The 13,202-nt window shown below is 33.5% G+C and carries 15 protein-coding genes; 9 read left to right on the forward strand and 6 right to left on the reverse strand.

The features are described from left to right. Positions 1-94: 94 nt before the first annotated feature. Positions 95-1,504, forward strand: a complete 1,410-nt coding sequence (locus MHB70_RS07680) for an MATE family efflux transporter (RefSeq protein ID WP_000804166.1) — start codon at positions 95-97, stop codon at positions 1,502-1,504. A gap of 134 nt (positions 1,505-1,638) precedes the next feature. Here MHB70_RS07680 and MHB70_RS07685 read toward each other — a convergent pair whose 3' ends face one another. Then, positions 1,639-2,337, reverse strand: coding sequence for a peptidase E (locus MHB70_RS07685; protein WP_000762103.1), 699 nt, complete (start codon positions 2,335-2,337; stop codon positions 1,639-1,641). A gap of 392 nt (positions 2,338-2,729) precedes the next feature. Here MHB70_RS07685 and MHB70_RS07690 point away from each other — a divergent pair, with 392 nt between their 5' ends. The 6 genes from MHB70_RS07690 (at position 2,730) to MHB70_RS07715 (ending at position 6,496) form a co-directional block, all read left to right on the forward strand. Continuing rightward, positions 2,730-3,128, forward strand: a complete 399-nt coding sequence (locus tag MHB70_RS07690; RefSeq protein ID WP_000347531.1) for a DUF3942 family protein — start codon at positions 2,730-2,732, stop codon at positions 3,126-3,128. Between the two features lie 97 nt (positions 3,129-3,225). Further along, positions 3,226-3,642: a BlaI/MecI/CopY family transcriptional regulator gene (locus MHB70_RS07695; RefSeq protein ID WP_000495072.1), complete on the forward strand. Its 417-nt coding sequence runs from the start codon at positions 3,226-3,228 to the stop codon at positions 3,640-3,642. A 1-nt stretch (position 3,643) separates the two neighbouring features. Continuing rightward, positions 3,644-4,456 carry a M56 family metallopeptidase gene (locus MHB70_RS07700; RefSeq protein ID WP_000871944.1) on the forward strand — a complete coding sequence of 271 codons (813 nt, stop codon included), beginning with the start codon at positions 3,644-3,646 and terminating at the stop codon, positions 4,454-4,456. A 54-nt stretch (positions 4,457-4,510) separates the two neighbouring features. Continuing rightward, on the forward strand, positions 4,511-5,224 hold the full coding sequence (ccdA, locus tag MHB70_RS07705; RefSeq protein WP_000990445.1) for a cytochrome c-type biogenesis protein CcdA: 714 nt from the start codon (positions 4,511-4,513) through the stop codon (positions 5,222-5,224). Between the two features lie 19 nt (positions 5,225-5,243). Then, on the forward strand, positions 5,244-5,798 hold the full coding sequence (locus MHB70_RS07710) for a TlpA family protein disulfide reductase (RefSeq protein WP_000733179.1): 555 nt from the start codon (positions 5,244-5,246) through the stop codon (positions 5,796-5,798). Positions 5,799-5,815: 17 nt separating this feature from the next. Next, complete coding sequence (locus tag MHB70_RS07715; RefSeq protein ID WP_000454797.1) at positions 5,816-6,496, forward strand: prolipoprotein diacylglyceryl transferase family protein; 681 nt, start codon at positions 5,816-5,818, stop codon at positions 6,494-6,496. Positions 6,497-6,547: 51 nt separating this feature from the next. On the opposite strand, the gene MHB70_RS07720 is transcribed toward MHB70_RS07715, so the two are convergent. Beyond that, positions 6,548-7,093 carry a helix-turn-helix domain-containing protein gene (locus tag MHB70_RS07720; RefSeq protein WP_000427659.1) on the reverse strand — a complete coding sequence of 182 codons (546 nt, stop codon included), beginning with the start codon at positions 7,091-7,093 and terminating at the stop codon, positions 6,548-6,550. Between the two features lie 149 nt (positions 7,094-7,242). Here MHB70_RS07720 and MHB70_RS07725 point away from each other — a divergent pair, with 149 nt between their 5' ends. Next, the gene (locus tag MHB70_RS07725) at positions 7,243-8,577 is read left to right on the forward strand and encodes a D-serine ammonia-lyase (RefSeq protein WP_000658443.1); all 1,335 of its coding nucleotides are present in this window, start codon (positions 7,243-7,245) and stop codon (positions 8,575-8,577) included. Between the two features lie 158 nt (positions 8,578-8,735). Beyond that, entirely contained in the window at positions 8,736-9,983 is a 1,248-nt protein-coding gene (locus MHB70_RS07730; protein ID WP_061530115.1) for a DUF445 domain-containing protein, read from the forward strand. A gap of 32 nt (positions 9,984-10,015) precedes the next feature. Here MHB70_RS07730 and exsE read toward each other — a convergent pair whose 3' ends face one another. The 4 genes from exsE to MHB70_RS07750 are packed head-to-tail and all read right to left on the reverse strand — an operon-like array spanning position 10,016 to position 13,017. Next, on the reverse strand, positions 10,016-10,972 hold the full coding sequence (gene exsE, locus MHB70_RS07735; protein WP_001261438.1) for an exosporium protein ExsE: 957 nt from the start codon (positions 10,970-10,972) through the stop codon (positions 10,016-10,018). Next, positions 10,969-12,039, reverse strand: coding sequence for a hypothetical protein (locus MHB70_RS07740; protein ID WP_001039103.1), 1,071 nt, complete (start codon positions 12,037-12,039; stop codon positions 10,969-10,971). The genes exsE and MHB70_RS07740 overlap by 4 nt, the downstream gene beginning before the upstream one ends. Beyond that, positions 12,032-12,475, reverse strand: a complete 444-nt coding sequence (locus MHB70_RS07745) for a hypothetical protein (protein WP_000972343.1) — start codon at positions 12,473-12,475, stop codon at positions 12,032-12,034. The genes MHB70_RS07740 and MHB70_RS07745 overlap by 8 nt, the downstream gene beginning before the upstream one ends. After that, complete coding sequence (locus tag MHB70_RS07750) at positions 12,472-13,017, reverse strand: RNA polymerase sigma factor (RefSeq protein WP_255258374.1); 546 nt, start codon at positions 13,015-13,017, stop codon at positions 12,472-12,474. The genes MHB70_RS07745 and MHB70_RS07750 overlap by 4 nt, the downstream gene beginning before the upstream one ends. Positions 13,018-13,202 lie beyond the last annotated feature (185 nt).

Below are 13,202 nucleotides of genomic sequence, written 5' to 3' on the forward strand. Positions count from 1 at the left end.
TGCGGAAAGAAAATGAATAGAAGCAAATCATTATAACAACTATACAAAGAGATAGAGATGGAAAAAAGATTTTTAATAAAAGGAGAAATGTAATTTGAAACCACCTACAGATAACAATAAAGAAGGTGTGGAGTCACATAAGTTAGAAAGTGAGAGTAAACCGATTTGGAAATCGATGTCTATGTTTTTAGTACCGTTATTATTAAGTAATGTACTTCAATCAGTTGGACAATTATTTGGTATGGTCGTAGTAGGGAGATGGCTTGGTGTCAATGATTTAGCAGCTATATCAGCATTCTTTCCGTTATTTTTCCTACTCGTTTCATTCGTAATTGGAATTGGGTCGGGTAGTTCTATTTTAATTGGTCAGGCGTTTGGCGCTAAAAATGAAGATCGTTTAAAAGCTATCGTTGGTACGACACTTACATTTACGTTTATTATCGGAGTTGCATTGGCGATAATAGGCAGTATTTTTGCAATGGATATTATGCGTCTAATGGGAACGCCAGAAAATATAATTGAAATAAGTGTACATTATGCAAGAATTTTATTTATATCGATGCCAGTATTATTTTTATATTTTGCATACACAACATTTATGAGAGGGACAGGAGATTCTAAAACGCCATTTTACTTTTTAATTGTAAGTACAGCGCTAAATATGATCTTATTACCAATTCTTATTTTTGGCTGGTTAGGAGCTCCGAAATTAGATGTGTATGGAGCAGCATATGCTTCTGTTATATCGACAGTTATTACGTTTATTGTCATGCTAGTGTATTTAAAGAAGAAAAATCATCCACTACAACTAGATGGAACGGTAAGGAAATACCTTCGAATGGATGGTGAGTTGTTAAAGCTATTGCTACGACTCGGTATTCCAGCGAGTATTAATATGATATTAGTTTCATTATCTGAAATTGCGGTAATCGCGTTTGTAAATCGTTATGGTTCGGATGCAACAGCTGCTTATGGCGTCGTGAATCAAGTTGCCAGTTATGTACAAATGCCAGCCGTTAGCCTTGGCATTACAGTCTCTATTTTTGCGGCACAATCAATTGGTGCAAATCAATTTGATCGATTGCAGAAAGTTGTAAAGGCTGGAATTATTATGAACTATGTTATCGGTGGTATGTTAATATCTCTTATTTACTTGTTCTCAAGAGACATTTTATCACTATTTTTAACGAGTCAAACTACAATTGATATTGCTCATAGTTTAGTTATGATTACATTATGGAGCTATTTAATTTTCGGTCATGCACAAATTATTAGTGCGACAATGCGAGCGAGTGGTACAGTATTATGGCCAACTGTTATTGGTGTTGTATCAATTTGGCTAGTTGAAGTACCAGTAGCATATTATCTTTCTTACCATACAAGCCTTGGAATTGAAGGGATATGGATTGGATACCCAGCAGCATTTATTGTTAGTCTCATATTACAGTATGCATATTATAAGCTTTCATGGCAGAAGAAACGAATTACACGATTAGTTAGTTAAATAGTGAAAATGTCCCTAAGTTATTATACTTAGGGACATTTTTTTGAAGCGTATGTTTATCTCGCAAAAGCCTGATTGATGAGGGCTAATAATTAGTGGGGATGAAGAAAACCCCCACTGATTAAAGTTTCACTTTATAAATAGCTTTTTAAAGTGATATCAAAATGTTGTCTAATAAGTTTTTTATCACTCATATAAAACTCCCACGCTTTTTCTGGTGCACCGATAATTTCAAAGGATTCTTCTGTAATATATAAAGCGCAATCATCTTCTAGTGCAATCCCCTCTATATTACCTTGGTGATTTTGTAAAAAGGAATGAAAAGCATTCATTCTATTTAATTGATTATAATGTGGGCAAAACCTTTTGTTAACAATCCCCCAGCCGTTACTTTCTACATAACCAGAACCTTCATAATCTGATCGGATACTAGATGTGAACCAACACATAGCACCAGCACTATACCCTGCAATGAGTGTTCCTTGCTCGAGAGCCAATAGTAATTTCTCATCTAGTTTATGTTCTTTCCATTGTGTAAGCATTTCAACATAGTTTCCACCACCAAGGTAAATGAAATCGGCTGAATGAATCATCTCATCTATTTCATATTTAGAAGGCATATCGGTTATTGTACGTAAAATTTGTACATCACAATGGAATTGGTTTTCAAACGTGTCTAAAAATAATTTTATATAGCTTTCATCATCATGACTAGCTGTTGGAATGAATAATATTTTTGGGTACTGTTTATTTGTTAATTCTATAAGTCGTTCATTAATATGAAAGTGATTTAAATCTTGTAAATCACCACCACCAATGACAGCTAATTTCATAGTAAAGCACCACCTAATCATTTTTGTTATGTAAAAATTCGATAGAAGAGAGTTACATTCCTTCTCTAATGTAATGAATAAAGAGAAAATACAGTTTAAATATATTGGAATAGTAAAGGGAATGATGATTATATAGAGTGATGAATTAGAAACAGTTTATTGATATATAATATTGCATACTATTGTTTCAAAATATGGAAACAATATGGTTAAATGGATATAACGACTCATTAATTAATATTGAATGAGTGTATATATTTTATAAAGGCGTCGGAAATACTAGGGATTTTACAAACGTATTTTTTACTTTTTATAGGAACTTGTATTACAATATGGTAAAATTATATTAATATATTTATTCGGTATAGAATGAAAAAAGGAGCGTGAAAAAAGTGGATTTTCGATTTGAATTTACAACGAAGTTGAAAGAATACTTAGATGATGAGAAGGATGAAAAAGTAATAAAAGATGGACATAGAGATATAATTTTTCATTATTTATATGCATTAGAGAGTGAAATTGGCGTCGTTAAAAATCCTAACTTTACTTTTTTTGCATCAGGAAGACGTTCACATATAGTATTGGAGAATGTTGAATTTAAAACGGAAGTCAATGTGAAAAGTAATATAATTGAAATTACAAAAATAGTGGATAATGTAGCTATTCCGTTAGACACTATCGTAGCGAAAAATCGGGAATTATTTGCACTTGGGCGTAATGAGAAGTTTAGTGTACAAATATTAGAGCAGTATCTATTTGATACATTTGGAGAGAAGTTAGGTTTACAATGAATGGATATTCATAATTAGTGGATAGCAGTTTATATCATTCGTGTTTGACCTTTCATTTAATTTGTACTACAATCTGTAGTGTGAAAGGAGCCATACTATGTTTACTCAAAATTATAAGTTAAATGAGCAAGGGTTAAATCACTTCTTTGGACCACTTGAAGCGAAAATAATGGAGATTGTTTGGTCCACTGAAGGTATTACCATTAAAGAAGTACAGCAGAAATTAAGTGAAGAATCACCGGTGAACTTTAATACTGTTATGACAGTTATGAACAGGTTAGTAGAGAAACTACACTTAGAAAAACAGACTGTGAGAAGAAGTGGCATATATCATGCTGTACAAACAAAAGAAGAATTCTTATCCAATCAAACGAAGAAAATGACGCAGGAATTAATGGGGGAATTTGGAGATTTAGTTGTAAATCATATGTTAGATGAGTTAGAGCAGGCTGATCCGACTTTACTAAAAAAATTAGAAGATAAATTGAGTCAGTTAAAAAAAGAGGATCGATAAAATGAAATGGCAAATGCGTAAAATCGTATTGTTAGCAGTAATTGTTAGTACTCTCTTTTTTTGTATGTTAACGTATTACGTTACATATCCATTTCTTTTTCAAAATAAGGCGTTCTTTCTTTCAAAGTTTTGCTTGTTTCAGTTAGAAAAACATATGAAAGAACTATCGTTGATTCGTATCATAATAGCTGGATTATTATTACTTACTGTACTGATAGTGTGCAAAAGAGTTTGGCGGCAATTTTTCTATAGTAAAAAATTACAAAAAATACTTGTACCTTTTATTAGAAAAGGAAAACAAATATATATATTACCGACCGAGGAAATTGCAGCATTTACAATTGGATTATTTCGTCCGAAAGTTGTCATGTCAGAAGGGATAATTCACACGTTTTCAGAGGAAGAAATTGATGCGATTGTTTTTCATGAAGAATATCATCAAAACAATCGGGATCCACTAAAATTATTTTGTTTTACGTTATTAGCAGAAGGAATGTTGTACATCCCGATATTAAAAGGGCTGCTACAGCGATACCATACGTATCAAGAGTTAGCAGCAGATAAATATGCGATGCAAAAAATGAAATCCTCATTCGAGTTAGGTAGCGCGTTATTAAAATTAATTAAAATAAAGACAATGGAAAATCGATGTGTGACAGCTTCATTTGCAAAAACAGCAATAAATTTACGAATTGAGCAAGTGTTAAATGAAAAAGTTGTGAAGCTTACTATCCCGTTACATACAAATTCGGTATATGTAACGCTAGGTTTATTCTGTATGTCGATTGTACTTATTGTCGGAGAGTGCATATAGCCTCTTTTTTTAACAATTAACACTACTAGGTGTAGTGTTTTTAGGGGGAATAAAATGAACGCAGCAGATTTAACAATTTGGCTTGTAGCTGGGGCGGGAGTATTGTCATTTATATCGCCATGCTCTTTACCTCTATATCCATCTTATTTATCTTATATTACAGGTGTTTCAATTCAAGATTTAAAAGAGAATCGTGGGATTATGCAAAAATCAGCGATTATACATACCGTATTTTTTATGATTGGATTTTCGGTTATATTTTATGCGTTAGGTTTGTCGGTAAGCTGGATTGGAATAACATTCTCATCTAACCAAAAATTGATTCAACAAATTGGTGGGGTTTTTATTGTTTTGATGGGGTTATTTATGACTGGATTGTTTCAGCCTAAGTGGCTTATGGCAGAGAAAAAGGTGCAGTATAGAAGTAAATCGACTGGATATATTCGTTCGATATTAGTCGGTATGACATATGCAGCGGGATGGACGCCATGTGTTGGGCCGATATTTTCAGCTGTACTCATGCTTGGCGCGACGAATCCTGAAGGGGCACTTCTTTATATTACAGCGTATACTCTTGGGTTTGCGGTTCCATTTTTCGTGATGGCATTCTTTATTGGGAAGGTAAAATGGATTGTTACATATGCCAATGTCATGATGAAAATTGGCGGTGGAATGATGATTGTAACAGGTGTTTTATTGTATACAAATCAAATGACGAAAATTACAGCGTTCTTTATTCGCCTATTTGGTGGATTTACAGGATTTTAAAAAATGAGGAGGAAGAAAAGTGAAGAAACTAATTGCTATTATATTAGTAGGAGCACTCGTTTGGGCGGGTGTTAACTTTTATAATTCAAAGAAAGAAGAAAAGGAAAGAAAAGCGAAACAAGCGGAGTTAAAAGAGAAAGAAGTATTACCACAAATAGGGTTTAAAGCACCAAATATAACATTAAAAGGATTAGATGGAAAGTTGTATTCGCTAAATGATGCGAAGGGAAAACCATATATTATTAATTTTTGGGCATCGTGGTGTGGACCATGTGAAATGGAGGCACCTGACTTAGTTCGTTTTTATGACAAATATAAAAAGGATATTGAAATCTTTGCAGTAAATGCAACTGTTAGTGACCCAGTACAAGAAGCAACTGCATTTGCGGATCGCTATGGATTTGAGTTTCCAGTTCTTCTAGATATGGATGGAGTAGCTGGATTAGATTATAAAGTATTTTCTTTACCAACGACATTTTTTGTTAATAAAGATGGAATTATAGTAGATCATGTACGAGGGGTATTACCTCCAGATCAATTAGAAAAGAAATTTCAAAAATTAATTGAGGGTTAAGAGGGGATTTTGCAGCGATGGAGTGGATCATGAGGTTACAACCCGTATCTCTTATAATTGGAAGTCTATTTGGATTTATGCTGATGAAACGAAAGATGAAGCGTCAAAATGTACCGTATGAAAAAATGATGGATGCTGTAACAAATGCGTTTCTTATTATCGTATTTGTATGGAAATTTGCACCGGCAATTTTAAATCCAGTATGGGCTTTTAGGTCGCCATTGCAAGCATTACTAGCTGTAGGAAGCATGCAGCACATTTTAATAGGGGGCATAATTGCGAGTGCATACATTGTTTGGAAAAGTAAAAAGGAGCAATTTTTGCTTCATATTTTACTTGATGCATTGCCTTTTGCATTGTGCGTGAGCAGTATCTTTTATTTTCTATTCCATCGAGAAGTAGGTGTACAAACGACACTACCATGGGGAATGAAAATATATGAATCTAAATTTTTATATCATCCTATTTTCGCATACGAGATCATCCTCGCCCTTTGTGTAATTGGTTTGTTATGGATGAAAAATGAAAGATTAGGAACTGGAAAAAATATAAGTGTTTTTCTAATTTGTGAGGGGACTGCTCATATTGTTATTTCGCTTATTAGTGAACAAAACTCGGTTCTATTTGGCCTGTCAATACAGCAAATACTTAGTTTTTGTGTTATTAGTTTAGGCATTTTGTTCATGCCGAAAAAATAAAAATAGCCATGTACGGAGAGTATCCGTGCGTGGCTATTTTTATTTTATATATTAAAAAATCGGCGGGGTAACAGAAAATAAGACAATTGCATTTTTCTCGAATTGATTTACCCATTTATGCTTTAAATAAGCAGGTATTTTTACACTATCACCAGTTTCTAATGTGTACTCTTCTTCATTTAAATACAATGTAATTGTTCCGTCTAATACAAATGCTAATTCTTCACCTTTATGTTCTAGAATATTATCTGATGAAGAAGTATTTGGGGGAACAGTCATAATTGCTGTTGCTAAATTACCTGTGAAATCAGGCGATAGCATTTCATATGATAAATTATCGATAATCATTTTTTTTCGTTTATGAGAGCGCACGATTAAATCGTCTGTATTTGTTTCTTCAAGTAGAAAACTAAATGTTGGAACATCCAGTGCCTTTGCGAGTACCTTTAACGTTTGAATAGAAGGGTTAGCAGAACCACGCTCAATTTGACTTAACATAGATGGTGTAATTTCAGCCATATTTGCTAGTTGTTTACTAGTTAAACCTTTTTCTTTTCTTTGCTTTTCAATCTTTTTACCAATATCTATATTTTCCATAAAACATTCTCCTTAATGATTATTAAATTATATTTAAATAAATTAAATTAAAATTAACTAAAATGAATAATTTATGTTAAACTATATTAAAATTAATTTAATTATAATTTATTGTATAGCAAGCTACAAGGATATGAGGAGGAAACGGAATGAAGGAAATAGAGGTATTAAAAGCAGAGTATCCATTAGTTAACAAGCTTATTGCAACAGAAGAAATATTTTGGATAAACCCGAATATAGAAAAATATGAAACAGCAATAACAGCTTCACCACTTAATGAAGAAGATGTCAAAGACGCGGAAGAGAGATTAAAGCGTTTTGCACCATATATTGCGAAAGTTTTTCCTGAAACGAAAGAAACGAATGGTATTATAGAATCACCTTTAGTAAAAATACCTTCAATGAAACAGTCTTTAGAGAAAAATTACGGGCAACTTATACTAGGAAAATTACTATTAAAATGTGATAGTCATCTTCCGATATCAGGATCAATTAAAGCTAGGGGCGGGATTTATGAAGTGTTGAAACATGCTGAACAATTAGCTCTGCAGCATGGAATGTTAACAGAGGAAGATAATTATTCTATTTTAGATAGTGACACATGTAGAGAGTTTTTTGCAAAATACTCAATTGCGGTAGGTTCTACAGGTAATTTAGGGCTAAGTATTGGGATTATGAGTGCGAAACTAGGTTTTAACGTAACTGTCCATATGTCAGCAGACGCAAAAGAATGGAAAAAAGATTTATTAAGAAATAAAGGTGTAAATGTTATTGAATATGAAGCTGATTATAGTAAAGCAGTAGAAGAGGGGCGTCAGCAAGCAGATGCAGATCCTAGCTGTTATTTTGTAGATGATGAAAACTCACATGATTTATTTTTAGGATACGCAGTAGCAGCATCTCGTTTACAAAAGCAATTAGAAGAGTTAGAGATTATAGTAGATGAAGAACATCCTTTATTCGTTTATCTTCCGTGTGGAGTAGGTGGGGGACCTGGCGGGGTAGCATTTGGTTTAAAGTTATTGTATAAAAACAACGTCCATTGTTTCTTTGCAGAGCCAACACATTCTCCATGTATGTTACTCGGGTTAATGACAGGACTTCATGATAAAATCGCCGTTCAAGATATCGGGATTGATAATATAACAGACGCGGACGGACTGGCAGTAGGAAGACCGTCTGGATTTGTCGGTAAAACGATAGAACCATTTTTGAACGGAAATTACACAGTAAGTGATGAAGAGTTATATAGATTATTAAAAGAACTGGCTGATAAGGAAAATATTAATTTAGAGCCTTCTGCATTAGCTGGTATGGTTGGGCCAGTGAATGTATGTAAAAATGAAAACGAGTATTTACAAAAGCAACAGTTAACAGAGACGGTGAAAAAAGGTACTCATATTGTGTGGGGAACTGGTGGGAGCATGGTTCCAGAAGATGTGATGAATGGGTATTATAAGAAAGGTTTGGAATTAACAATATAAGAAAAATGAGGCTAGTTGTAGCCTCATTTTTTCATGTACATAAAAATCTTTGTTATTTTCACAATAGTTCTTTATAGTATAGATATGAAGGATTACTAATATCGAATAAATATAACAAAACAGCTTTATTTTACATAATAAGAGGATGTGTGTATACGATGTCATTACAGACTAAATATATAGCGGGTATTTCGCTTGGGGTTATGGGAGTAGGCTTTGCTGCTTCTATCCCTTTTCAAGGAACGATAGCTGGAGAGATTATACAAGGGGGATTTGAAGCTGGATTAGTTGGCGGACTTGCGGATTGGTTCGCGGTTACAGCATTATTTCGTCATCCGATGGGAATCCCAATTCCGCATACAGCTTTGTTACCTAAAAACCGTAAACGAGTAACGAAAGGGCTCATTCATACGTTAGAAAATGAGTGGCTGACGAAAGAAAGTATTACGAATAAAGTAAAAGAAATGCAGTTAGCGCAAATGGTGCTACAAATTGCTGAGAGAGAAATGCAGTCTGATGCTGTGAAAAAGGGAATTGTAACGATTGCTGAGAAAGCGATTGTTTCAATAGATACAGAAAAGTTAGCTGTTATTATTGAAAAAGAACTTAAAACATATTTGCATACAATTAATACGAGTAACATCTTACAAGTGCTTGTTGATCAATTAGTTGTGCAAGAATATGATGAAAAGACACTTGATTACATATTAGTAAAAGTGAAAGATTGGACAGCGCAAGATGAAGCTCGTTACCAGCTTGGAAGCTTAGGTATGAAGGCGATGGAAAACATAAAAGTAGATGGATTCTTACAGTTTACTTTGAAATCGTTTATGAATATTGTAGATGAAGATAAAATTGGCGGCATTTTGCAGAAATTTATTATTAGCAATATTAACAGCTTACAAGATGCAGATAATGGCACAAGACAACTTATCTTATCAAAAATTCGCCAAGAAATTATAAATGTAAAAGAAAATGAAGCTTTACTACAGGAATTAGAAAATTGGAAAGAAAAGTGGATTGCGAATTGGGATGCTACTGACAAAATAAAAGAGGTGCTGGAGCAAGTACAACAAAGAGCAGTTACCTTTGTAAACAAAGAAGAATTTGCTGATACATATGTTATTCCATTTTTACAAACGCAAATGAATAAAATAAAAGAAGACGAAGTGACGGTTCAAAAAATAGAAGATTGGTTACAAAAGCAAGTTGTCACACTTGTTGAAAAGAATCATTCGAAAATTGGAAAACTTGTACAAGAAAACCTTGATAAACTAGACGATAAAACATTAATTGAAATGATCGAAAATAACGTCGGTAAAGATTTGCAGTGGATCCGAGTGAACGGGGCTGTTTGCGGATTTATGATTGGCTTAATTTTAGAAGGAATTAAAGCGATTATATGAGAAAAACCTTCCACATTTGTGGAAGGTTTTTCTTATTTTTCGATAACGTTCATATTCAAATTATAAGCTTTCTCAATATTTAATTTGTACGTTCCATTTCCAGTTTTAATCGAATTTTTATACCAATGTTCTCGGTCGATTAATTCTGGATTTTCTTCTGAAGTATTATTTTCTTTTTTCGTTAAATCTTCAACTTGTTCCCAAGGTGTGTTTCCATGTGTTTCTTTTTGATTTGTTACTGCTGTTAAAGATACATCACTCTCTTTTGCAAGATGGACAGACACTCTTGAGCTTTCTTGTACAAACCAATTATTTTGTAATTGACCTGGATAAAGAGATAGTTCGTTATTTGAAGCACGGATTTCCACATTTTTATTTTGCGGAAGAACAAGCGTTGGTTTCACCTGTGGTGCCGAGTTAAATAACGTATGCTGAACAGGTAATGATTTTAATGTGATATGCATCGTTTCTCCAGCCGTTTGAACGGAAAGGAAATCATCTCGTTTTAAATTGAGTTTTTCATTTGCTTTCGTCGTCATTTCATACGTTCCCAAAAGATGAATTTGATTTGTATTATTTCCCTCTATCGTTAGAGGCTGATGTCCTGCATCTACTACGATTTTTTTGATAGATTCAGGTATATCAAGTGGTCCGTCTGGAATATTACTCGTTTGCCTCGTTGTATTCATAGAATGACGAACTTCGTCTAGTAATCCAGTAGATAATAAACAGTAAAAAGCAATTCCAACACTTCCTAAAACGCCGATAAAGAAAATACTAAAAATATCATATTTAATAAATGATTGTTCCTTTTTAGAAAATAGAAGGTATAGTAAAATTTCAGCGCCAAGTATAATAAGTAAAACAGGCCACCATGCTGTTAATGTATCCAATACTTGGGTGCCTTTAATGACTGAAAATAGTAAGAAGCAACCTAATGTAATAATGGAAAGCCCCATTGAGAATGTTCCAACGCGCCATGTTCTCATTCGTTTGTACCACCTTTATTTTCTTTATTTCCAAGTAACAATTTAAAGCCGCCGCCAATTAAAAGGAGAGCAACGATAGACGTTTGGAAATAGCGATAATATAGTTCGCTAAGATGAATATTAAATATAGTTGCAAAATAGTCATTCAAAATAGGAAGGACTGTTTGATCTAATAAATAATAACCACCTAATACAATTAATCCGATACCGATCCATCTTTGATGATTTATAAAATAATCTATGATAGGTTCGTCATTAACACGTTCTTTTCCGTATTTTGCAGTTTGCTGTAACGCATCAAAAAAGCTATAGAACCAAATGATTGGTACTAAAAATAAAAACGCAGAAAGTCTTAATAAGTCGAGCAAATAAATGGATAGTAAAAAGGCTGCCATAAGCTGAAGACCACGGCGCTGTAAGCCTAAATACATATGTCCTGCTCCAGGAAACATCGCTAAAATGGAAGCGAATGTTTTATTTTTCTTTCCTTGTTCTCGGTGCTCTTCAAACTCTTCAAAAATAGTACGGTCATCTAGTTGCTCTCCGCGTTCTTTTTTCTGTAGTTGTTGAACAACATCGAAGAAATTATAAATCCATAAAACAGGTAACGTCACGAGAAAGATAAGGAAACTTTCTTGAGATGTTAAAAGGGCAACGAAAATGATCATACTTCCGATTCCTGTACAAGCTACTAAAAATGTAAGGCCACGTTGCATAAGTCCTAATTGAAAATGACCAAGTCCAGGGATAATTGATAGAAGAATGATATAAAATCGTTCGCTCTCTTTAGAGGACTCTGTAAATTCTCCGGCCGCTTGTTTTTTCGATTGATTAATAATAGTGATAACTAAATCTAATAAATTGATCGCCCATAACACGACTAGTAAAAATAGAGAAAGAAAAGCAATATCACGCTCTCCTAATGCTATTGTGCAAAATGCTGCAAAGATAAATAGAAATACAGCCCCTCCGCTATATAAAATAAATCGTCCAAACTTCTTTAAATATAAATGTCCAAGCCCAGGAATTAGCCCTAATACAAGTGCTAAAAAGGGGTTTTTATTCATGCTTTGAACCTCCGTCCTTTGTTGATGTGTCTACCGATTTGTTTACAATTTGTTGTGAGATAGAAGACTCGTTATGTTTTGAAGATTTCTCGAAATTTGATGTCGCTGTAAAAATATATTGGAATAAACCACTTACCATAAAAATAATTGTAGCCGCAGTCGCAATTATGTAGTGAATAATTGTGCGTTTTAGTGAGTTTGTTTTTATATATTCATTAGACTGTAGTGTTTCAAAATTAATTTGCGTCATAACTTCGTTCGTAAATGAATCATCATTTATCATTGGAAGGTTTTCATGTTGTTCATCAATACTTTCCATATAAAGTGCTAAACAATAATCACATTCAAAAAGATGTTCTTCCATAGATTCACGTTCATTGCTTTCTATAAAATCTAATGTATAATTGCGCCAATCTTCTTTTGAATAATGCATCATAGAAACTCTTCCTCCTTCCAATGTTTTTTAATCCATTTTCTTGCCCGATACAGTTTCATTTCGACTGTTTTCACTTCGATGTTTTCCTGCAAAGCAATTTCTTGATAACTTTTTTCTTCTAGATAATGCGAGAGAACGACATCACGGTAATTTTCAGGAAGTTCTCTTAGTTTTTGAGCAATGAGTAATTTTTGCTCTTTCGTCAATAGTAAAGCTTCAATGTTATGAGAGGATTTTATATTTTCCTCAGTTTCTTTACATAAGGAGAGTTCTTCGTGTTCTCTAGCTTTCTTCCTTTTATAATCAATAGCGTGATTGGTGGCAATACGCGCCATCCACGTTTTTAATCCGCGAAATTGATAATTTGGGAGAGAGGCGTGAATTTTTACGAATACTTCTTGTGTAACATCTTTCGCATCTTCTTCATGTCTTAAAATAGAAAAGATAACTTGAAAAATATAATGACGATACGTTTGTACAAGGATACGAAAAGCATGTTCGCTTCCTTGCTGTGCTTTTTCAATTAATTGTTTTTCCTCAATGGGTCTCTCCCTCCTTTTTGACGCATTCTATTATATAGACGTAAGAAATGATAAGTCACCCTACACATGTTGTAAAAAAAGAATAATATATTTTTAGAAAGGAGGCTATATGAAAAAAGGTGTGAAAAAATGGTAAAAAGGAGTATATAATGAGCAAAGAGGAAATGTTACGCGGAGAAAGGATG

This window comes from Bacillus sp. FSL M7-1020 (assembly GCF_038050415.1).
Taxonomy (GTDB): Bacteria; Bacillota; Bacilli; order Bacillales; family Bacillaceae_G; genus Bacillus_A; species Bacillus_A toyonensis.

Excerpts from the sequence above, each read along its gene's own strand:
- MHB70_RS07685 (WP_000762103.1), bottom strand. The coding sequence starts at position 2,337 with ATGAAATTAGCTGTCATTGGTGGTGGTGATTTACAAGATTTAAATCAC.
- MHB70_RS07695 (WP_000495072.1), top strand. The coding sequence starts at position 3,226 with ATGTTTACTCAAAATTATAAGTTAAATGAGCAAGGGTTAAATCACTTC.
- MHB70_RS07700 (WP_000871944.1), top strand. The coding sequence starts at position 3,644 with ATGAAATGGCAAATGCGTAAAATCGTATTGTTAGCAGTAATTGTTAGT.
- ccdA (WP_000990445.1), top strand. The coding sequence starts at position 4,511 with ATGAACGCAGCAGATTTAACAATTTGGCTTGTAGCTGGGGCGGGAGTA.
- MHB70_RS07715 (WP_000454797.1), top strand. The coding sequence starts at position 5,816 with ATGGAGTGGATCATGAGGTTACAACCCGTATCTCTTATAATTGGAAGT.
- MHB70_RS07720 (WP_000427659.1), bottom strand. The coding sequence starts at position 7,093 with ATGGAAAATATAGATATTGGTAAAAAGATTGAAAAGCAAAGAAAAGAA.
- MHB70_RS07725 (WP_000658443.1), top strand. The coding sequence starts at position 7,243 with ATGAAGGAAATAGAGGTATTAAAAGCAGAGTATCCATTAGTTAACAAG.
- MHB70_RS07730 (WP_061530115.1), top strand. The coding sequence starts at position 8,736 with ATGTCATTACAGACTAAATATATAGCGGGTATTTCGCTTGGGGTTATG.
- exsE (WP_001261438.1), bottom strand. The coding sequence starts at position 10,972 with ATGAGAACATGGCGCGTTGGAACATTCTCAATGGGGCTTTCCATTATT.
- MHB70_RS07740 (WP_001039103.1), bottom strand. The coding sequence starts at position 12,039 with ATGAATAAAAACCCCTTTTTAGCACTTGTATTAGGGCTAATTCCTGGG.
- MHB70_RS07745 (WP_000972343.1), bottom strand. The coding sequence starts at position 12,475 with ATGATGCATTATTCAAAAGAAGATTGGCGCAATTATACATTAGATTTT.